General features: G+C 65.4%; 22 protein-coding genes, 4 tRNA genes and 1 pseudogene. 13 read left to right on the forward strand and 14 right to left on the reverse strand.

The features are described 5' to 3' along the window. Positions 1-16: 16 nt before the first annotated feature. Both A5625_RS06625 and A5625_RS06630 read left to right on the forward strand, forming a co-directional pair. Positions 17-826 carry an SGNH/GDSL hydrolase family protein gene (locus A5625_RS06625; protein WP_066990514.1) on the forward strand — a complete coding sequence of 270 codons (810 nt, stop codon included), beginning with the start codon at positions 17-19 and terminating at the stop codon, positions 824-826. A gap of 36 nt (positions 827-862) precedes the next feature. After that, positions 863-1531: a DedA family protein gene (locus A5625_RS06630; RefSeq protein WP_066990517.1), complete on the forward strand. Its 669-nt coding sequence runs from the start codon at positions 863-865 to the stop codon at positions 1529-1531. Here the strand turns inward: A5625_RS06630 and A5625_RS06635 are convergent. Then, positions 1528-2145: a TetR/AcrR family transcriptional regulator gene (locus A5625_RS06635; RefSeq protein WP_066990519.1), complete on the reverse strand. Its 618-nt coding sequence runs from the start codon at positions 2143-2145 to the stop codon at positions 1528-1530. The two genes, A5625_RS06630 and A5625_RS06635, sit on opposite strands and share 4 nt — an antisense overlap. Before the next feature lie 156 nt (positions 2146-2301). On the opposite strand from A5625_RS06635, the gene A5625_RS06640 reads away from it, so the two are divergent. Next, positions 2302-2739, forward strand: a complete 438-nt coding sequence (locus tag A5625_RS06640; RefSeq protein WP_066990522.1) for an anti-sigma factor antagonist — start codon at positions 2302-2304, stop codon at positions 2737-2739. Between the two features lie 23 nt (positions 2740-2762). Next, entirely contained in the window at positions 2763-3848 is a 1086-nt protein-coding gene (locus A5625_RS06645) for a glutamate--cysteine ligase (RefSeq protein ID WP_066990524.1), read from the forward strand. Between the two features lie 39 nt (positions 3849-3887). Here A5625_RS06645 and A5625_RS06650 read toward each other — a convergent pair whose 3' ends face one another. From A5625_RS06650 to A5625_RS06660, 3 genes are all read right to left on the reverse strand, one after another. Beyond that, positions 3888-4673, reverse strand: coding sequence for a sulfite exporter TauE/SafE family protein (locus tag A5625_RS06650; RefSeq protein WP_066990527.1), 786 nt, complete (start codon positions 4671-4673; stop codon positions 3888-3890). Positions 4674-4734: 61 nt separating this feature from the next. Then, positions 4735-5676: a catalase family peroxidase gene (locus tag A5625_RS06655; protein WP_066990530.1), complete on the reverse strand. Its 942-nt coding sequence runs from the start codon at positions 5674-5676 to the stop codon at positions 4735-4737. 18 nt (positions 5677-5694) lie between these two features. Next, the gene (locus A5625_RS06660; RefSeq protein WP_066990532.1) at positions 5695-6486 is read right to left on the reverse strand and encodes an SDR family NAD(P)-dependent oxidoreductase; all 792 of its coding nucleotides are present in this window, start codon (positions 6484-6486) and stop codon (positions 5695-5697) included. 254 nt (positions 6487-6740) lie between these two features. On the opposite strand from A5625_RS06660, the gene A5625_RS06665 reads away from it, so the two are divergent. The 3 genes from A5625_RS06665 to A5625_RS06675 all read left to right on the forward strand — a co-directional run bounded on the left by A5625_RS06665 (position 6741) and on the right by A5625_RS06675 (position 9790). Next, positions 6741-7340, forward strand: coding sequence for a hypothetical protein (locus tag A5625_RS06665; RefSeq protein WP_066990535.1), 600 nt, complete (start codon positions 6741-6743; stop codon positions 7338-7340). A 93-nt stretch (positions 7341-7433) separates the two neighbouring features. Further along, the gene (locus A5625_RS06670) at positions 7434-8993 is read left to right on the forward strand and encodes a long-chain-fatty-acid--CoA ligase (protein ID WP_066990537.1); all 1560 of its coding nucleotides are present in this window, start codon (positions 7434-7436) and stop codon (positions 8991-8993) included. An 8-nt stretch (positions 8994-9001) separates the two neighbouring features. Next, positions 9002-9790, forward strand: a complete 789-nt coding sequence (locus A5625_RS06675; RefSeq protein WP_066990577.1) for an MBL fold metallo-hydrolase — start codon at positions 9002-9004, stop codon at positions 9788-9790. A gap of 7 nt (positions 9791-9797) precedes the next feature. Here A5625_RS06675 and A5625_RS06680 read toward each other — a convergent pair whose 3' ends face one another. From A5625_RS06680 to A5625_RS06690, 3 genes are all read right to left on the reverse strand, one after another. Further along, on the reverse strand, positions 9798-10619 hold the full coding sequence (locus A5625_RS06680) for an enoyl-CoA hydratase/isomerase family protein (RefSeq protein ID WP_197515994.1): 822 nt from the start codon (positions 10617-10619) through the stop codon (positions 9798-9800). 95 nt (positions 10620-10714) lie between these two features. Next, the gene (locus A5625_RS06685) at positions 10715-11008 is read right to left on the reverse strand and encodes a hypothetical protein (protein ID WP_066990549.1); all 294 of its coding nucleotides are present in this window, start codon (positions 11006-11008) and stop codon (positions 10715-10717) included. A gap of 14 nt (positions 11009-11022) precedes the next feature. Further along, on the reverse strand, positions 11023-11469 hold the full coding sequence (locus tag A5625_RS06690) for a hypothetical protein (RefSeq protein WP_066990551.1): 447 nt from the start codon (positions 11467-11469) through the stop codon (positions 11023-11025). 126 nt (positions 11470-11595) lie between these two features. Between A5625_RS06690 and A5625_RS06695 the strand changes: the two are divergent. Beyond that, positions 11596-12577 (forward strand): annotated as a pseudogene (locus tag A5625_RS06695) (NAD(P)H nitroreductase). A gap of 34 nt (positions 12578-12611) precedes the next feature. Here A5625_RS06695 and A5625_RS06700 read toward each other — a convergent pair. Continuing rightward, positions 12612-12683: transfer RNA gene (locus A5625_RS06700), tRNA-Val, on the reverse strand. A gap of 182 nt (positions 12684-12865) precedes the next feature. Between A5625_RS06700 and A5625_RS06705 the strand changes: the two genes are divergently transcribed. The 3 genes from A5625_RS06705 (at position 12866) to A5625_RS06715 (ending at position 13132) form a co-directional block, all read left to right on the forward strand. Further along, positions 12866-12938: transfer RNA gene (locus A5625_RS06705), tRNA-Gly, on the forward strand. Between the two features lie 28 nt (positions 12939-12966). After that, positions 12967-13040: transfer RNA gene (locus tag A5625_RS06710), tRNA-Cys, on the forward strand. 17 nt (positions 13041-13057) lie between these two features. Beyond that, positions 13058-13132: transfer RNA gene (locus A5625_RS06715), tRNA-Val, on the forward strand. Between the two features lie 712 nt (positions 13133-13844). On the opposite strand, the gene A5625_RS28995 is transcribed toward A5625_RS06715, so the two are convergent. The 3 genes from A5625_RS28995 to A5625_RS06725 form a co-directional block, all read right to left on the reverse strand. Then, positions 13845-14225 (reverse strand): hypothetical protein, encoded by a 381-nt coding sequence (locus A5625_RS28995; protein WP_156747997.1) that lies wholly within the window; start codon positions 14223-14225, stop codon positions 13845-13847. A gap of 435 nt (positions 14226-14660) precedes the next feature. Next, a complete protein-coding gene (locus A5625_RS28180) occupies positions 14661-14813 on the reverse strand; it encodes a phage major capsid protein (protein ID WP_232003476.1) in 153 nt (50 codons plus the stop codon). 317 nt (positions 14814-15130) lie between these two features. Further along, positions 15131-15586 carry a PPOX class F420-dependent oxidoreductase gene (locus tag A5625_RS06725; protein ID WP_066990579.1) on the reverse strand — a complete coding sequence of 152 codons (456 nt, stop codon included), beginning with the start codon at positions 15584-15586 and terminating at the stop codon, positions 15131-15133. 381 nt (positions 15587-15967) lie between these two features. On the opposite strand from A5625_RS06725, the gene A5625_RS06730 reads away from it, so the two are divergent. Next, entirely contained in the window at positions 15968-17359 is a 1392-nt protein-coding gene (locus A5625_RS06730; protein ID WP_066990559.1) for an MFS transporter, read from the forward strand. A gap of 330 nt (positions 17360-17689) precedes the next feature. On the opposite strand, the gene A5625_RS06735 is transcribed toward A5625_RS06730, so the two are convergent. The 3 genes from A5625_RS06735 to A5625_RS28185 are packed head-to-tail and all read right to left on the reverse strand — an operon-like array spanning position 17690 to position 18604. Next, positions 17690-18130, reverse strand: coding sequence for an alpha/beta hydrolase fold domain-containing protein (locus tag A5625_RS06735; protein ID WP_232003478.1), 441 nt, complete (start codon positions 18128-18130; stop codon positions 17690-17692). 31 nt (positions 18131-18161) lie between these two features. Then, positions 18162-18389, reverse strand: coding sequence for a hypothetical protein (locus tag A5625_RS06740; protein WP_066990566.1), 228 nt, complete (start codon positions 18387-18389; stop codon positions 18162-18164). 14 nt (positions 18390-18403) lie between these two features. Continuing rightward, complete coding sequence (locus A5625_RS28185; RefSeq protein ID WP_156747999.1) at positions 18404-18604, reverse strand: excalibur calcium-binding domain-containing protein; 201 nt, start codon at positions 18602-18604, stop codon at positions 18404-18406. 319 nt (positions 18605-18923) lie between these two features. Between A5625_RS28185 and A5625_RS06745 the strand changes: the two genes are divergently transcribed. Further along, entirely contained in the window at positions 18924-19604 is a 681-nt protein-coding gene (locus A5625_RS06745) for an alpha/beta fold hydrolase (RefSeq protein WP_066990568.1), read from the forward strand. Positions 19605-19899 lie beyond the last annotated feature (295 nt).

Below are 19899 nucleotides of genomic sequence, written 5' to 3' on the forward strand. Positions count from 1 at the left end.
GGTTATTCTCGGCATCGTGAGCGGGGCTACTCACGCTGCATATCACCGTTACGTCGCCATCGGTGACAGCCAAACCGAGGGCTTGTGGGACGGCGACGACACCATCGGCCTGCACGGATTCGCCGACCGGCTCGCGGTGATGGTCGATTCCCTGTACCCCGGCCTGCAGTACGCCAACCTCGCGATCCGCGGAAAACGGATCAGCCACGTGCTCTTCGAGCAGCTTCCACAGGCACTGGCGATGCAGCCCGATCTGGTCACGGTCTGCGCCGGCATGAACGACGTCATCCAGCCCGGCCGATCCTTCGCACCCGCCCTAATCGACCTCGAGCGCATCTACGCCGCGCTGGCCGAGTCGGGGGCGACGGTGGTGACGACGACCTTCCCGAACGTCGCGCAGTTCCTCCCGTTAGGACGGCTGGTGGCGGGGCGGCTGGCCCGAATCAACGCGGCGATCAGCGCGGCGGCCGAACGCTACGGGTTCCGGCTCGTCGATCTGTACAACGCCCCCTCGATGCGCGAGTTGGACACCTGGGCCGTCGACCGGGTGCACGCCTCCAGCAAGGGCCATATCCTATTCGCCGCCGCGGCCGCTGAAGCGCTCAATTTGCCTGACGCCAACCATGATTGGGCATGCGGCGGCCTCAGTCCCACCCAGCGCTCTTTCGCCGCCGGCACTTTCGAGCAGTTGCGCTGGACCCACGAGAGTTTCTTACCCTGGATCTGGCGGCGTCTACGCGGCCTGTCGTCGTACGACGGGCGCGAACCGAAACGTCCGCGGTTGGAGGGGCTGGGTGCCCCGAGCGAGTTCAAGCGCACACCTTAAGTCACGGGTTCTTGGCCGGTCAGGCATCCTTGACGCATGCATTTAGAGTCCTTGCTGCACTCGATTCCTCCGCTGGCGGTTTACCTGGTCGTCGGCGGGGTGGTCGGGGTGGAGAGCTTGGGCATTCCGTTGCCGGGTGAAATCGTGCTGGTCACCGCCGCGCTGATGTCGTCACACCATGAGCTGGCCGTCAATCCACTCGGGGTCGGCATCGCCGCGGTGATGGGCGCGGTGATCGGCGACTCGATCGGCTACGCCATCGGACGCCGGTTCGGCATGCCGCTTTTCGACCGACTGGGCCGACGGTTTCCGAAACACTTCGGTCCCGGACACATTGCGCTCGGCGAAAAGTTGTTCAACCGCTGGGGTGTTCGGGCCGTCTTCTTCGGTCGCTTCATCGCGCTGCTGCGGATCTTGGCCGGACCATTGGCCGGGGCGCTCAAGATGCATTACCCCCGGTTCCTGGCGGCCAACGTCTCGGGTGCCATCTGCTGGGCGGGCGGCACCACCGCGCTGGTGTACTTCGCCGGAATCGCCGCCGAACGCTGGCTGGAGCGGTTCTCCTGGATGGGGCTGGTGATCGCCGTCATCGCCGGTGTGACCGCCGCAATCCTGTTGCGGGAGCGCACCTCCCGGATGATCGCGGAGTTGGAAGCCGAACACCGACGCAAGACCGGCAGCACCGCGCCGACACCGTCTGACTAGACGGCCTCGCTGGTGTCCACCGCCAGTGGCGGCCGGTGTGCGTCGATCAAAGCGCGGGCCATCTTGCGGGCGCGCAGCGCGGCGTCGATATCTCCCACGGCGGCCAGAACGATCACGCCCTTCATCAGGATGTGCCAGGACGAGGCGAAGTCCTCGACATCGGTCAAGCCGAGCGCAACAGCGCGGCGGCGCACGATGTCGCGCACGTGGTCGATGTGGGTGATACAGGCTCGACCGGCCGGGTGATCGGGTCCCACCTCGAGCAGCACGTTGATGAACGAACAGCCCTCGTACCCGTCCCGGAGCTGAATCCATTCGTGCATGACGTCGAAGATCGCCAGCAGCTGTTCCTCGGGGGTGTTGCCGCGCCGCCGGGACTGCTCCTCGATCAAGCCATGCGTCCACAGCTCCTCACGGCGCTGCAGCACCGCCAGCACCAGATGGTTTTTGGTGGCGAAATGGCGGTACAGGGTCGCCCTGGCGACGCCTGCCCGTTCGATCACTTCGTCGGTGCCCACGGCGCGGATTCCACGGCGGCTGAACAATTCATATGCCGCGGTAAGAACACGTTCACGCGCCGACGCGGGAGGCGATCCGACATCGGAAGTCGTCATGGCGGCACTTACCATACTCTTAAGCCCTGCCAGTAGACAGACCGCCCTGTCTCGTTATAGAAAAGAGATTCGCATAGGCGAAGAAGGTCTGTCTTCAGACATTAGGACGGGCATCCATCGAGGCGTCTGCAGCGCCTGTCGATTAGGGGGTCCATCATGAATTCCGTCATTGTGGAACCAATGCCCACCAGTCATTTGACGCTGAGCACAAAACTCGTTTACGAACTAGGCGACCCGAATAGCACGCTACGGGCGACTGCCGATCGCAGCGGCCCCTCGGTGGTGATCTACGCCGGGGGTGAAGTCGACGCCTGCAACGAGGACACCTGGCGCCATCTGGTGAGCGAGGCGGCCAGCGGCGTCACCGCGCCCGGCCCCTTTGTCGTCGACGTCACCGGGCTCGATTTCATGGGTTGCTGCGCGTTCGAAGTGCTCGCCGATGAGGCGAAGCGCTGCCAGCGACGCGGAATTGACCTACGGCTGGTGAGTTGTGAGTCGATTGTCGGCCGCATTATCGACGCGTGTGGGCTTAGCAGCGTGCTGCCGATTTATCCGACCGTCGACTCCGCGCTGTCGGCGGCCGCTCGCCGGTAAAAGATCGGGCCGTCACCGGCTCAATGGGCGAGAATCCGACCGTTGGTGCCGAAGAGGAATTCCTCCTCGTCGACCCGAAAAAGGGCGAGCCCGCCCCGCAAAATGCCGCGGTGGCCGCGGAGGCGAAGCGCCGGGGCGTCAAGCTGCAGCTCGAACTGAGCAGTTGCCAGGTGGAGACCACATCATCGGTGGCGGCGACAGGTGCCGAGCTCGGCGAGGAACTGAGCCGGCTGCGGCGCACCGCCGCGCAGGCCGCGCAGGCCGTCGGTGTCCAGCTGCTGGCCTGTGGGCTTCCGCCGGCCACGCCGCACGAGTTTCCCGTCACCGACACTCCGCGCTACCAGCGGATCGGCGAGGAGTTCGGGATGATCGCTCACGAGCAAGGCATCTGTGGGTGCCATGTGCATGTGCAGGTGCCCGATCGCGACGCGGCCATCCATGTCAGTAATTGGCTGCGGCCGTGGCTGCCGTCTTTGCTTGCGCTGTCGGCGAATTCGCGGGTATACCGCAACGCCGACAGTGGGTATGCGAGCTGGCGCAGCGTGCTGTGGCGGCGCTGGCCCGCCGCGGGAGCACCGCCGTTTTTCGCCTCATCCGACGAGTACGACGAGACGGTGCGCATGTTGGTCGACACCGGGGTGATCCTGGACAAGGACATGGTCTATTGGGACGTGCGTCCATCGGCGGACTTTCCGACGGTGGAGGTCCGGGTGGCCGACGTGCCGGCCACGGTCGCCGAGACGGTGCTGCTTGCCACCTTGACCAGGGCGGCGGTGATGACGGCCCTGGACGCACCCGATGAGGCTCGGCGGCTGCCGCCAGGTGCATTGCGCGCGGCATATTGGAAGGCCGCACACGACGGGTTATCCGGCCGCACAGTCGATTTGATTCACGACCGCGGAGCGGTGCCGGCGGATGAGCAGTTGCAGGCGCTGGTGCAGCGGGTGCGCCCCGCGCTGGAGTCGTTGGGTGAATACGACTACGTTCTCGACGAACTCGCCCGAGTCGTATCGCACGGTAACGGGGCGATGCGTCAGCTGCGGGCCTGGCGCAAACGCGGTGAGGTGCGCGACGTCATCGCCGAAGCCGCCGAGGCCACATTGAGTTGAGCCGGAGCTGTGAATCCCGTTGCCGCGGCGGGCTGCTCGTCAGGCCACCGCCAGCAGCCGATACAGCCCGACCAGTCCCACGACTACGATGATGGCGCGCAGCGCGTTGCCCGACAACCGTCGCCCATAACGCGCGCCGAGCAACCCGCCGACCAGTGAGCCCGCCGCGATCAGCCCGGCGGCCGGCCAGCTGATCCGGTCGAACGCCACCGCCGTATAGGCCACGGCGGCAACCACATTCACCACTAAAGCCAAGAGGTTCTTGGCCGCGTTCATGCGCTGCACCGACTCCGGCAGCAGAGCCCCCATCAGGCCGACCAACAGAATGCCCTGCGCGGCGGTGAAGTAGCCGCCGTAGACGCCGACGGCGAACGTGCCGAACACCAGCGTCGCCATCCGGCGCGGGCTGACGTGCTCGGGCGCGCGGCCCGCCTGCTCGGCCCGCCGCGCCGTCCAAACCTGGATCCGCGGTCCGATCACCACCAGCACCAAGGCCAGCACAAGCAGCACCGGCACAATTTCGGCGAATACCTGCTCGGGCAGATGCAGCAGCAGATAGGCGCCCAGCACCGCGCCGGCCAGTGAGGCCGGGAGCTGCCACCGCAGCCGATCCCACTGACCGCTCAACTCGGCGCGATAGCCCCAGGTGCCCGAGAGGCTACCGGCGACCAGACCTGTCGCGTTCGACATGGTGGCCGTCACCGGTGGATAGCCGAGCGCGACAAGCGTCGGGAAGGTGATCAGGGTGCCGGACCCGACCAGCGCGTTGATCGCGCCGGCGCCCAGCCCGGCCAGGCATATGAGGAACATCTGAAATGGCGACACCGAAGAAAAACCCTAGCCTGCCGCCGATTTCGGTGCGAACCGAGTCCAGGGTCGGCCCCGGTCAGGCGGGAGGAGCTTCGGCGCCGCGATCCACGCCGGTGCGCAGCTTGACCGAAGCCGAATACACCAGGGTTCGGAAATGCAGGACCGGATCGTCGGAGGGCTCGATGCCATCGGTCACGCGCATCGGGTCGAACACCACGATGTCGCCGCCGCGCTCTCGTTTTTTGTCCAGACCGGTGATCTTCAGGGTGCCGACCGTGACGATCTGGGTGCTCTGCCAGGCCGCCGAGGGATCCACCGTCGAGTCGGTGGGTCCGGCAATCTGCACCCGGAAGTCGAACCGCACCGGCCCGTCGTCCAGTCGCGTCTTCAGCTCGTCGGTGAGAAAGTCGGGATCCTTGCGGCTGGCATCCGACCCGGACAGGTATTCCTCGGCCGCGGTCGGAACCAGGTGGTAGCGAACGAATCTGGCGCTGCCGTCGGCGGCGGTCCAGCGGAACGCGTGCAGGCCATGGTATTCGGTGGTGGCGTAGCTGGCCGGAATGCGGTTCGCCTCACGCAGTATGGGTAACGCGCCGAGCAGCCCCGGGTGGAAGAGCAGGTGTTTGATCATGCGCACGGGTGTCGTCAGGCCGGGCCGCATCGCCTTGAGCAGATCGATGAAGCCGTCGGGCGTGCTGGAGACGAACAGGCGGGCGGTCTGCGTCGAAACGTCGGTGGTGGAGCCGTCGGGCAGCGTGAACTTCACCGCCATTCCGCGCACTCCGGGTGCGCCGTCACGCTGCTTGGGGTTTCCCGATCCGTTGGAGAAGCGGATCAGCGCCGGAACCGGTGAGCCATCGAGATGCGGTGCGCGCGAAAGCATCAGCGCGTCGGGGCTGGCGGTGAACGTGCCGCGGTACAGCGTGCCCTTGGCGTGCAATGCGCGGCAGCCGGGCTGAGCACCTCCGGCGCCCCTGATCGCCTCGATCGCTTTGTCAGGAGTAAGTCCACCGCTCATGTACGAATCTTAGTCGCGTCAGGTGGGAAAGCCGAAGAGTTCGACGACACCGTGATCGCGACCGGCGGTGTAGCCGCCGTCGACGGCAAGGGCCTGGCCGCTGACGAACGAGGCGTCCGCCGACAGCAGGAAGGCGGCCATGGCGGCGATCTCTTCGGGTTGGCCCAACCGCTGCAGGGCGTGCTCCTTGGTGATCGAAGCCAGCGGTCCCTCCATCCCCGGGATGCTGAAGACGCTGTGCGCCATCGGTGTTTCTATGAATCCGGGGCAGATCACGTTGGCCCGGATGCCGCTCGGCCCGTAGTCCAGCGCGATGTTCTTGGTGAGCAGCACGACGCCGCCCTTGGCCGCGTTGTACGAACTGCCGCCGGCGGTGCCTTCCAGACCCTCGACACTGGCGACGGTCACAATGGAACCCCGTTCGCCGTCGGCTCGTGGTTGGTCGATCATCTTGGCCAGGGCCGCCTTGGCCACCAGGAAGGTGCCGGTGAGGTTGATCCCGATCACCCGGTCCCATTCGGCACGCTCGAGCAGGTGCACCGGGCCTCCCCCGGCGACGCCGGCGGCGTGGAAGAGCCCGTCGAGGCGGCCGGGCACGGCGGCCAGCACCGCGGCGATCGCGGCTTCGTCGGTGACGTCGGCGGAGACGAAAGTGAATCGCGGACCCAGGTCGTCGGGCGGGGCGGTCAGGTCGGCGCCGATCACCGTGCCGCCCTCGTCCAGCAGCCGCCGCGCGGTGGCCAGGCCGATGCCGGACGCGGCGCCGGTCACGACGAAGGTGCGGGAACGGGCGCGGTCGGGGTTCACCATGAAAGGGTCCTTGTCTGAGTCGATCAGGCGGGTCGGAGCCCCGTCATGGTGACACACCGCCCCGAAATCGCGTCACGAATAGGGAATTTCGCGTGAAACCAGTTTGCGCGCTTGCGTTTACAGAGTGGCGCCGACGATTCGACAACGGGGCCGTGCCAGTTAAAAGCAAACCCGACTTGGACTTTGCTCCTGGCCCTGAAGGACGATGGGCCCACGGACGAATTTCGCAGCGTCCGACGACGTTAGGAATAGCGATGTCAACAACTCAGCTGCAAAGGCGCTCCCGCCGGGCCGGGTGGCGATTGGCGACGGTGCGCGTGATCGTCGCGGCCGCGGTGGTGGTCGGCGCCGTCGCTCACCGCACCGAATCGACGGCCTCGGTGGCACTAACCTCCGATGACGCGATCGCCATCGCGCAGGGCGTCTCGGTCACCCCCGCGCCCGGCTGGACATTCGGACACCGCGGCCCGAACTGGGTGGCACTGAACAACGCCGACACCAGCGCGCAGCTGCGGATCACGGTCAAACCGGCCGCCGGCACCGACGCCGCGGGGCTACTGCAGGCCGACATCGACCAGTACACCAACAGTGCATCGGCCATCCTGACCGACGTGAACCGCTTGTCGGCGCCCGATGTCAAGCCGCTACCCGGCGCCAATTTTCAGCAGGAAGCCTCGATCAACTACACGGCCACCGTGGTGGATCCGCAGGGCACCATTCCGGTGATCGGCACCTTCACCGAAATGCTGAACACCGGGAACGGCCGTTCGGCGTTCATCGACTTCCGGCAGGACAGCAGCGCGACCACCCAAGCCGCCGGCGACGGCGGGCTGATGATCAGCTCCATGCAGTGAGTTCGCGCCCGCATATGCTCGCGATGGTCGGCGTCGTGCGCGCAGAACCGGCCGCGTAGTACAGAGTGGAACAAACCGAAGCCGGAGGGGTACATGCCACCAGCCGACACGACGACCAGCACGGCGGAGACGCTCGCCGGAATCGTCGCACGACATGCGCAGCAGCGGCCCGACGCGACCGCGATCCACTACGGCGAGCGCCAGTGGTCCTGGGCCGACTGGAACTCGCGGATTCGTCGCACCGCCGGAGCGCTGCGGGCCGCCGGGATCGAGCGCGGCCAGTGCGTGGCGTTTCTGGACAAGAATCACCCGGCCTGCCTCGAAGTGCTCATCGCCGGGGCATCCATCGGCGCCGTCACCACCGTGGTCAACTGGCGGGTGATCGGCGACGAACTGGTCCACGTCCTGGCCGACAGCGGTGCCCGCATGCTGTTGGTCGGCGCCGAACTGCGTGCGGCCGCCACAGCGGCCGCCGAGCGGGTCCCGGGCCTGGAACGCATCATCGAGATCGGCGAGGAGTACGAATCGTTGCTCGCCGCAGCCCCACCGGCCCAGCCCGACCCGAGCGTCGGCGAGAACGAGACCGCGTTGGTGATCTACAGCTCCGGCACCACCGGCCGGCCCAAGGGCGTGTTGCTCAGCCAGCGTGCGCTGGTTAACCACGCGTCGAACCTGGCTCCGGCGTTTCCCTTCGCCGACGGGGACGCGAATCTGGTCGCCATGCCATTGTTCCACGTCGGCGGAATCGGATACGCGCTATTTGGAATCCGTTCCGGCGCACCGACTTTCATGACACGCGAGCCTGACGCCGCAACGCTGATCGGCGCGGTGCGCGCCGGGGCCACGCACGCGTTCTTCGTGCCACCGGTGATCGCCCGGTTCCTGGATGCGGGCCAGGCGGCCAGCGCCGCCATCGCCGGCTTGCGCTACATCGTGTACGGCGCGGCACCGATGCCGTTGCCCTTGTTGCATCGAGCGCTTTCCACCTGGCCCGACACGAAATTCGTGCAGGTGTACGGGCAGACGGAACTGTGCGGGGCGGTCACCGCTCTGTCCGACGACGATCACCGTGATTCCGCACGCCCCGAATTGCAACTGGCCGCCGGAAAAGCGGTGCTGGGCTGCGAGATTCGCATCGTCGATCCCGAGACCGGAAACCAGTTGACGGAAGGCGAATCCGGGGAGGTGTGGGTGCGCAGCAACCAGAACATGACCGGCTACCTCAATCGCCCGGACGCGACGGCCGAGACGATCACCGCCGACGATTGGGTGCGCACCGGTGACGTTGGGCGCCTGGACGCCGAGGGCTACGTCTACATCGAAGACCGCATCAAGGACATGATCATCACCGGCGGTGAAAACGTGTACGGCCCCGAGGTGGAAAGCGTGCTCATCGAACATCCTGCCGTCGAGGACGCCGCGGTGATCGGGGTGCCCGACGATTTCTGGGGCGAATCGGTCAAGGCGATCGTGGTTGCCGACGGCGAGGCCGATCCCGCCGACATCATCGACTTCTGCCGCCAGCATCTGGCCGGCTTCAAATGTCCGCGCACCGTGGATTTCGTACCGGAACTCCCCCGCAACGCCAGCGGGAAGATCTTGAAAACTCAGCTGCGGGAGCCTTTTTGGCGGGAGCGGGCAAGGGGAATATGAGCATTCAGGTGGATGCCCAGCGACGCGGTTGCGCGATCAGTGTGCTGGGCGGGCCGACGACGGTCGTCGACATAGCGGGGCGCCGGATCGTTATGGACCCGAGCTTCGATCCACCGGGAGCGCATGCCTACCTGACCAAGCTCACCGGTCCCGCGGTGAGCGCCGAGGCGCTGGGGCCGCTGGACGTGGTGTTGGTCAGCCACGACCAGCATCCCGACAATTTCGACGACGACGGCCGCCGGATGGCGCTGGCCGCGCCGCTGATTCTCACCCATCCCGGTGCCGCCGGCCGGTTAGGCCCGCCGGCGGTCGGGTTGGCACCATGGCAGTCTCACCAGCTGTCCGGCGGAACCGGATCACTTGCGGTACAAGCGGTTCCGGCCGTTCACGGACCGGCCGACGGCCAGCGCGACGCCGGCGGCCACGTCAACTGCGAGGTGACCGGCTTCGTGCTGTCCGGGACCGGGCTGCCGACGGTGTATCTCAGCGGGGACAACGCCTCGATGGCCGCGGTCAAGGACGTCGCCGATCGCGTCGGCCAGATCGACATCGCCGTGCTGTTCGCCGGGGCGGCGAGTGTGCCCAGCAAGGAGCGCGGGCGGCCGTTGACATTGACCGCGGCGCGCGCGGCGGCCGCCGCCGAGTTGCTGGGCGCCACGGCCGTGATCCCCGCCCACGTCGACGGCTGGGCCCACTTCAGCGAGGGCGTCGACGAATTCGTCGCGGCGTTCGATCAGGCCGGCATCAGCAACGTACTGAAGCTTGCTCCCCACGGCGAGTGGATCGACTTCACCTAGCGGGCGGCTACAGGCGTCCCTCGACGCGCAGATCCGGGTGTACCCAGTCGGGTGAGCGGCGTTCCTTGAACGAGCGGAAGCCTTCGATGGCCTCGGCGTCGGACAGGCTGGACGTCATACCGATGCGGTCATAGAGGCCGAGGTAGTTGTCGATGCTGGACTTGATGACGCCGCGGGCGCGTGGCGCGGTCCGACAGCATTGCGCCAGTATGTCTTTCGCCGCGTCCAGCAGACCCTCATGCGGAACCACCCGGGTGACCAGACCCCAGTCGAGGGCTTCCACCGCGGTAAGCACCCGGCCGGTGAACATGAGGTCGCGGGTGCGCACCGGCCCGATGACGCGGGTGAGCATCTGGCTGTAGTAGGTGTCGGCGTAGCCGCGGAACAACTCGGGCACCCGGAAGGTCGCCCGATCGCTCACCACCGACAGGTCACTGCACAGGGCGATCTGGAATCCGCCGCCCTGGCACAGCCCGTTGACCGCGGAGACGATGGGCTTGCGCGAGGTGCGCACCGCGTCGAACGGGGTGACGTCCATGCCCAGCGCGGAGCCGAAGGTGATCCAGTTGTCCTCGCCTCCCCCGCCGCCCATGTCGCCGCCGGGGGCGAAGACGTCACCGGTTCCGGTGAGCACCAGCCCGGCCAAATCGGGGTCTTCGTTGAGACGCCCTATCGCATAACGGATTCCGAAGTACATCGCCGGACTCAGGGCGTTGCGCGCGTCGGGCCGGTCGATGGTGCACACCGCGATCGGTCCCTGGCGCTCGAAGCGCAGGTATGGGGTGCCCAGCCAATCGCCCTCCGGTGGACGGGGGGTGCTCTGCAGTATCTGCGCCACGGGACTCCTCTCGGGTCGGCGTCGCCGGATACGTCGCGCCGCAACGCCGCTACTGTAGCGCTTACGGTATCCGGCCGGCCGGGCGCCTACAGGTAAGGCAGCGTGGCCGTCTCGACGGTCGCAGACGAGTCGGCGATCACCGTGGCGAGCTTGGCCTGTAAGGCGGACGTAGCGTCACCGACCGGCTTGTCGCAGAACCGGCACTGCGTCGTGAAATTCGGCTGCTCGTCCTCGTCGGGCCAGAACCGGCGCGGCCCAACCTGAGCTCCCGGGTCGAACTGCACCGCCTGGTGCGGGGCGTCTTTGAGGATCCGTCCGACGGGATGGCTCTGTGGGCATTCGAGTTTCAGCATGCCGACGCCCTCTTGGTTGCCGACCATGGGTCACCGTCCTTTCAGTGCAGGATCTGGGCGAGTTTGCGCCATCGCCGATGCCGGTGGCGAAACATCACCCGGACGAAGGCGCGGGTCAGCAGCCCATGCAGGCCGTCGTCGGTTTCAATCTCGTCGGTGTAGCGGCAGCTGTGTTCGTCGATGGGTTCGAACGTCAGGCGGTGATTCCAGGTGTGCACGGGTCCGCCGTGCTCGTTGGTATAGATCTCGTGTGGCTCGAGCCGCTCGATGGTGAGGTGATGAGTCCAGGACGGGATGAAGCCGAACCACCAGAACCGCGCCGAACCCTGAGTGCCGACCTCGATCCGTTCGGGGACGTCGAGCCGGTAAACCCGCAGCACCGGACTCAGAACATGCCGCATCAGCTCGGGTTTGCGCGCCAGCGCGGACGCCGTCTCGACCGGGATCGGCAGCTCGGTAGTTAGGGTTACCTTACTCATGCAGCTCATGCTGGCCCAGCCGATGCGATTAGGCAAGGGGTGCTACCACGCACGCGGCCTTCGCAATATGGATGCTCGTCCCGCAAGAGGCTCGAAAGTGGGATGCTCAATGGCAGGCAAGGGATTGAGGTCGACATGCCAGCCGCCACGGTGGATACCGAACTCATCAAGGACGCAGTGCGGTCGGCATGCCGGGCGCCGTCACTGCACAACAGCCAACCCTGGCAGTGGGTGGCCGCCGGCGGCCGGCTGGAGCTGTTTCTCGATGTAGGCCGGGAGATGGTTTCCGACCGCTCCGGCCGGGAGGCGCTGATCGGCTGCGGCGCTGCGCTCGATCACCTACGACTGGCGCTCGCCGCGGCGGAGTGGCGAGCCCGAATTTTCCCGCTTCCCCGATCCGAAGGACCCGTACCATCTGGCGTCCGTTGAGTTCATCCCGGCGGAAACCGTTACCGACGGTGAACGTCGAAGCGCCAGCGCGATCTGGGAACGCCGAACCGACCGATTGCCGTTTATTGCGCCGATGAACTCCGAAGCGTTGCAGCGGTCGCTGCACAGTGCCATCGACAACGATGCCGTGCATCTGGACGTGCTGGCCGACGAAGTGCGCCACAGGCTGGCCCGGGCGTCGCGGATGGCCGAATCGTTGCGGCTCTACGACAACGCCTACCATGATGAACTTCACTGGTGGACAACGCCATTCGAGACCACAGAAGGTGTTCCGTACAGTTCCCAGGTGACGCCGGCCGAAAGTGAGCGGGTCGACGTCGGGCGGATGTTTCCGATGACGCATCGCCGCGAACGGCGCACCGAAGTTCCTGAAGACCGGTCGACAATTCTGGTGCTATCCACCGATGACGACACTCGCCTGGCCGCGTTGCTGTCCGGCGAAGCGCTCTCGACTGTGTTGGTCGAATGCACGGTGGTGAAGTTGGCCACCTGCCCGGTCACCCACGTCACCGAACTCGAAGTTACCCGGGAGATGATTGCAGGACTGCTGGAAGAAGGCAGACGGCCGCAGCTTCTGATCCGGGTGGGTGTGGCGCCGGCGGGCGGCGAACACCCGAGGCCTACGCCACGCCGACCGCTGAGCGAAGTCTTGCGGCTGCAGGATTAAGGGCCTGGCGAGCCCTGCCTGCGGATTTAATATGTGGTCCCGGCTGGGATCGAACCAGCGACCTTCCGCGTGTGAAGCGGACGCTCTCCCACTGAGCCACGGGACCGGCGCCGAGATGGCGAACGACGTCGAAGACTAGCATGCGCCAGCCCTCGACAATACCGGCCACATCCGTTGGCGGGTACGACGCGCTAGCCTAGACACGGCTCGTACCAAGAAATTTGTATGTGCCCGCTCACGTGGACTATCGTCGTGCTTCGCACCGGGCGACGATCTCGTCCGAGGCGCGCGGATGTAGCGCAGTTGGTAGCGCATCACCTTGCCAAGGTGAGGGTCGCGGGTTCGAATCCCGTCATCCGCTCGAAGGTGCTAGTGGCGTGGACCCCAACGGTGGAGTGGCCGAGTGGTGAGGCAACGGCCTGCAAAGCCGTGCACACGGGTTCGATTCCCGTCTCCACCTCCAAGCTTTTGGTTTCCCCGGCGCGATTAGCTCAGCGGGAGAGCGCTTCCCTGACACGGAAGAGGTCACTGGTTCAATCCCAGTATCGCGCACCAGCTCAAAGCCGTGTTTTGAATTACCGGCCCGGCCACGTGCCAAATTCGTGCCAAATACCCGATTCCCGTCGGCGGCAAGCGGCGGTGTACGGCGGGCATGCACACCAAAGACCCGGAAAGCGTTGCGACCCTGTTGCGGTCCTGCACCATTCGAGCGAGTGGTGACCAACAGAGAACGTAGGGGAACGATATGCAGCCTTGGGAGTGGAGCAGCCCTTGGGAGGATGCAGCGGCCGAGCGGCGTTGGCGGGCAAACGGGTGCCCACCGATGTGGATGCTGACCGACGAGATGGTGCGCAGGCACGGCGTTGGCGGGGCGGTCTGTGCTTTCCGGCGGTCGGGGGTAAAGAACGCCGGCGATCTCCTGACACTCGCAGCCGAGGCCCGCGACGTGGGGCTGTGACCGCGCACGCGTGCCGGCTCGAATCCCGTTGCGCGCGTGGCAGCTGGCCGGATCGACACCTGGCCGCCGCCGTCACCCTGGCCATCGTCGTGCTCGCGATGGCGGTCGCGCACCCGTGGCTACTCGCCGTTGTCGGGGCCGGCGGGGCCGTGTACGCGGCCGTGCGCCGCCAGCAGCGCCGCGGGGCGTTGGCCGCGCGGGCCGCCTGGGAGCACCGGAAGCTGATGGCGCAGGTGCGGAAATGGCCGCCACCGCTGCAGCTACCACGGCCGCGTCACCGGCCCGCCGACCACTGGTCCCCCACGGAGCCTATGAGGGCTGGCCGCCGATAACTGCTCGAAGGCGGGCGATGAAATCTTTCGCCTGTTTACGGGCACGCTCATTCGGCCGGTCGGCCGAAATTTCAATGGGCCGCTCGCCGCGGAAGCAGACGAGCACAACAGGCCGAACATCCGGCACTTGTGTGAAGCTGTCCATTTTGACGACGGCACTAAGTTTCACCTGCTCGACTTCTCGTGCCGAACGCAGCCAGCCGCTAATCGGAGGTAGTTCGGCGTTTCCAACGTCACTGCCTTCCAGGGTCAGAGACCCGATGGATTCGCCCCTTATCCAGTAGACGGTGAGGTTGCCGGCATCTGTGTCGGGCGCGCCAACAACAAAGCCATCTACTGCCTCCTGCTTTCCGCCCATGTACCACGCGAGAACGTACAGAAACGCTTGGAGTTGGGCATCAGTCAGTCGTAGGTAGCCGATGTCAGTCGCGCCGGCAACGGCGCTGAATAGGGGCGGCTACGTACTTCTGTTCGAACTCCATGCACCCGAGGTTAGACGTAAGCCGGCACGGCGGACCGCTGCGTCAACTCGCCTGCGAATGCGCTGGCGGTCGGCGCCGCGGCCGTGCCTCTGGCCGCTAGTCGATGTCGCCGCCACCAGGCGCTGGCAACCCGCGCAGACTACGAACACCGCGCGCTGATGGCCGCCCGGCCAGTTCCTGTAGTGCCGCCGGCTCGGAAGCCCGTAATGTTGGCGAACATGCAGTTGCCAACCCAGCCTCAGCGGATTGCCGAGAATGTCGTCCGAAGAACCAGCAGCTGACAAGCGCCTTGAACTCGCGTATGCCGCCGCTCAGGACATGCCGGTGCTGAGGCCGTATGGCTGGCTGCTGCCGGTGCGGTTCACCCAATGCGCGGCCTGCGCGCGGGCGATACGCTGCGACACCTTGCGCGTCACTAAACTCTGAACGTCAAAAGCGGCGTCCTGCAACAGTTCCAGCGACACTCGCAAGGGCCGTCCTTCGCTCGAACTGCCCGGCGCGGCAAGAGCGGTAAGGTTGTACTTCGCGCTGCCGAGGCATAGGCCTGCCGACCGAGACGGCTAACCCAGGAGGTTTCGGTTTCTGGCCTCCGCCATGCCGAATGCGACGGGATCAAGCGTTCCTTGTCAGGTCAGCATGTCGAGGGACCACTGTCGTCACTAGCGGGGTCGACGCGCCAACCTGTTTCCCGTTGCCTCGCAATGTCTAAGGACGTCGCTTGCGGAGCGAGTGGACGGTGACGAGCGAAAGGCCACGTCCACCAAGCAGCCGCGACCAACCATTACCTTGGCGGGAAGCCGCCTGTGGCCATCGGACCCCAGCGGAGCGGTGTGATTCGGATCAAGCACTTGCCTTGTTCGACCATGGCGCGCCGGTATTGTCCCCAGTCGGGGTGCTCGCCAGCGATCACCCGATAGTAATCGACGAGAAATTCAACCGCGTCAGGCAGGTCAACGATCTCAGCGTTTCCATCGACTTGCACATACGCTCCGTTGAAGTCGTTAGACAAGACGAGCACACTGACCGCCGGGTTCCGGCGGATATTCACACATTTCGCGCGTTGCGGATAGCTCGACACCACAAGCCGGCCCTGCCCGTCGACACCACCGGTGACCGGTGAACTCTGCAGCGACCCGTCCGAGCGGAAGGTGGTCAACACCATCTTGTGCCGTGGTCGGATGAATTCAAGCATCGCGGCTCGATCGACCCGCTCGGCTGTCGCCAGTTTTGGAGCCATTTCGAACACTGTAACTGTCGCGGCCGTCTCAGCGGGCTGCGGGCTCAAGGGACCGGAGGCCATCGTCCACGGGAGTAAGGAAACTATTTGGCCCGCGTACAATAACGTGTCGCTCTCTGCCCACCGGGCAGTGATGTCGTCGGCATCGACCACCTGCGCCAGTCCCGCGCCCCTAACAGAAAGCAGTGAATGACGCTCATCGACAATGACATACGCGCCATCGTCGACAGCGCCAAGCTTGGGTTCGTCGCGACGGTCAACCCCGGACGGATCGGTGCTGTTTCCGTTCATACCCGGGTGCGGAGCGATGCGGCCCGCCATCGATATAAATGCGCGTTGCGTAGGGACCGATGGACGCTAGTCGAGGAGTGAACCAGACATATGGGCACAACTGAGGGGATCGTCGTCGACGTCGCGTGGGGCCGCGTCGCGGTGGCGTCCATGGCGGGTACCACCATCGAGTTCTATGACTTCTATGTCTACGCCACAGCGGCAGTGTCTGTGTTTCCGCAGTTGTTTTTCCCCCGGGGCAACCCGACTACAGCGCTGCTGGCATCACTGGCGACTTTCGGGCTGGCGTTCGTTGCGCGTCCCGTCGGGTCAATTCTCTTCGGTCACTTCGGGGATCGAATTGGTCGTAAGGCCACGTTGATCGTGTCCCTCCTCACCATGGGCATCGCCACCTTCTTAATTGGACTGCTGCCCACGTACGACAGGGTCGGGTTGATTGCCGCGGCCCTGCTGGCCGTTATGCGGTTCTGCCAGGGCCTGGCCCTAGGCGGCGAATGGAGTGGGGCCGCCCTGCTGGCCATTGAATCAGCGCGCCCCGGCCGGAGGGGCTGGGCCGCGATGTGGCCACAGGTAGGGGCGCCATTGGGTTTCCTGCTGGCGAACGCGGTCTTCCTGGTGCTGCTCACGGTGCTCGGCGACGGCTCGCCGCAAACCCCGCAGAACAACTCGTTCTACACCTGGGGCTGGCGCGTTCCGTTCCTGCTCAGTTCGGTGATGGTGGTGATCGGATTGTATGTGCGGCTGCGGCTAGTGGAGACTCCGGTATTCACGCGGGCCATCGAGCGCGGTGAGCGCGTCAAAGCGCCTCTGGCGCAAGTGGTGCGTACGAGCTGGCGCCAGCTGATCACCGGCACCTTCGCGATCGTCGGCGCCTATTCGCTGTTCTATATCGTGACAACTTGGGTGCTGAGTTACGGCACTGGCGCCCGCCGGCCGAAAGGCGCCGGACTAGGCATGGGATACATGAACTTCCTGCGGATGCAGCTGATCGCCGTGCTGTTCTTCGCGGCCATGCTGCCGGTCGCGGGCTGGCTGGTCGACCGTTTCGGCCGACGGCCGACCCTCCTAGTGACCAGCGTCGGCATCATTGTCTACGGCGCCCTGTTCAGTCCCCTGCTGGCCGCCGATCATGCGTCATCGGCGACGGTGCTGCTGTTCCTCATCATCGGGATGACGCTGACGGGTTTCGCCTATGGCCCCATAAGCGCTGTGCTGCCGGAGTTGTTTCCGACCAACGTGCGCTACACAGGGTCGGGAATTTCCTTCAATATTGCGAGCATCCTCGGTGCTTCAGTGGCACCGTTCATCGCGACGTGGCTGACCACCACCCACGGAGTCGCCTATGTGGGCATCTACCTCATGGTGATGGCTGGGGTCAGCCTCATCGCCCAGCTAGCGATGCGCGAGACCCGCTCCTGCCCACTCGATGCCGTCGGACGGGTCGAGGACCCGTTGCGCCCGGTAGACAATTGCGTCCGGTGATCCGGCGCGGGCAAGTGTGCCGTTGGCGTCTCCAGTGATCGTCGCCGATGCGCTTCCGGATCGCGGCGCCGCTCACGTCGGGAATGCCCGAGCGCGTAGCCATGGAATGCGTTGGCAAAGACCTTGCGGGCGAGCGACAATCACGATCGCCGGGATCCCGGATGTGGAGTCATCACGCCACCAGTCCCCGGGACGATGGCGGTGCGGCCGCCCGACACGAAGTTCGATCTGCACCAAGGACGGGCCAGACGCTGGCGCGACATGCCCGCACGGCCCGGATCATTTGTATTTCAGATGGCCATGCAGGGCAGCGATGGACTCGCTGATGGCTTACTCTGTGGCTACCCCAAGCGAGCCGAGATTCAGAAATGCGTGAATCAGCGATGGCATTTTCCGCACATCGACCGCCACACCTGCTGACCGCAGCGCGTCCGCATACTCGGTGTCCTCATCACGCAGCGGATCGAACCCGGCTGTGATGAGCACGGCCGGCGGCAGGCCGGCCAGGTTCGGGGCCAGCAGCGGGGACACGCGCCGATCGGTTAGGGCAACGTCCGATCCATCTAAGTATTCGTCGTTGAACCAGTTCAAATCGTGTTCTGTGAGCAGGAATCCGTCCGCGAACAGCGCACGCGAAGGCGTCTTGGCGCCGGCAGCGGTCAGAGGATAGGCCAACCACTGCAGCGCGGGTAGTAGACCACCGTCGTCGCGTGCCAGCCTCGATACAACAGCGGCAAGCGTGCCCCCCCGCGCTGTCGCCGCCGACTGCAATCCGATCAGGCAAGAGTTTTACAGCTCAAACCTAAGTGGTCGTGCCGCCGCGGATCGGCGCCGAGGCCGGGTTGACGATCCAGCCCGCGAACCGCGCGACCGCTTCGGCACGGCCGTCCTCAAGGTCGCGGTAGTCGAACGGGTTTTCCAACGGCCGCGCCGCGTGACCACCACGGCGCCGGGCGGCTTGCGCCAGCCACCACGCCGCAACAACCGGATGCGCTGGGGTGCCATCGCCCGACCATATGTTGTGCAGCACACCAGCGTTGCGTCTTATGCCTTGCGGGACTCGCAGGCGATGCCGTTGTGGTCCTTATCCAGGCCTAGTCGGTAGGCCGGGTCATCCTCGGGAATGTCGCAGCGGCCGTCGGGGTGGGCGTCGGCGCACTTCTTGTAATAGATCGCTAGCCGGCTTGCGCTCGGGCTCGCGGCGTGTAGAGAATCGCGTGCAGCGGTAGTCGACAGGGAGTCCACGAATTTCTGATCTTGATCCGGAAGCCGGAGCTCGGCCTGGATCTAATTGACGGTCGACGCTCTCCCCGAAACCCATTGCCGCACAACGCATGACCAGCCCAAATACACGAAAACCATTGCTGCCAATGACTTTTACGGACTAACAATTTGTCGGTGACAAGCTCCAGGGGGTGGAGCACCCAGCTGGTGGGCAGCGGGCGGGCAGGCGCGAGTTCACGCGGCCACCCCAGCCAGTAAGCGTTTGGATCGCACACTTGGGATGGCGTGGCCTTTGGCGAAACGCGGGACCGCGTAGCCATGGTAACTGCACAATTTCGCCATGGGCGAGTACTTGCTAGTACACGGCGGGCTTTGCGTCGGTTGGGTATGGGATGACGTTGTGAAGCGGTTGGAAACTGGCTCGCACGGCGTACATGTTGTGGATCACTTGCCGAGCGTTGGCAGCGACCCAGCGACGCTCGGCGACCTGGCGGCCGACGTAGGTTGCGTGCGACAGATGCTTGACGCGATCGAGAAGCCCGTCGTACTGGTGGGCCACTCCTATAGCGGAATGGTTGTCACCGAGTTAGCCGACCACCTGAAAGTGCGGCACACCGTGTACCTCACAGCGATGTGGCCTGAGCGCGGCCAGTCGGCATTGAATTTGATGGGGGATGTGTTGCCCCCCGTGTTCACTCAGCGGAATGACGGTGCGTTCGAAATCACTAGAGATTTCGAGTTCGCCTGGCAGTCGTTCTGCCCAGACCTGGATCGCGACCGCGCTCACGAGGTGCTCGGGCGCTTTGCGCTGCAGTCCGATTCGTCCTTCGCGGCCACGAGCACTGCACCGGTTCGCACACATCCGACCACCTACGTGATTGCTGCCCGCGAGACCGACGCTTCGGTGGCTGCTCAGGAGGCGTGGGCAGTGAACGCCGATCATGTCCTTCGATTGCCAGTTGACCACATGATGCAGCTTTCGCATCCCGACCAGTTGGCCGATGTTCTCGCGCGAGTCTGATCGCAGCGGCACAAGCTATTTCGCGGTCCTCGCCGTGACCTCAGGCCGCAACATCCGGAAGGCGGATCGTTGATGGAGTCCGCGCCGCACCGGCCCAGCAGCGTCTATTTAGCGCCCTGGAAGTGCCGGAAGAACTGCATCGCCGCTAGGGTCAGGCGAAGGTTAAACCGTTGGTGTTTGGCCGGGAGTACTCGGCCCGACGGTTCCTGCTCCGATGTTGGGCTCGGTGCGCCGCCGCGCTAGTCCGGCCAGCCCGAAAAGCCCTGCAAGCCCAACCAGTCCCCACAGCCCGGTC

It is taken from the genome of Mycobacterium sp. 1465703.0, assembly GCF_001672975.1.
Classification (GTDB): Bacteria; Actinomycetota; Actinomycetes; order Mycobacteriales; family Mycobacteriaceae; genus Mycobacterium.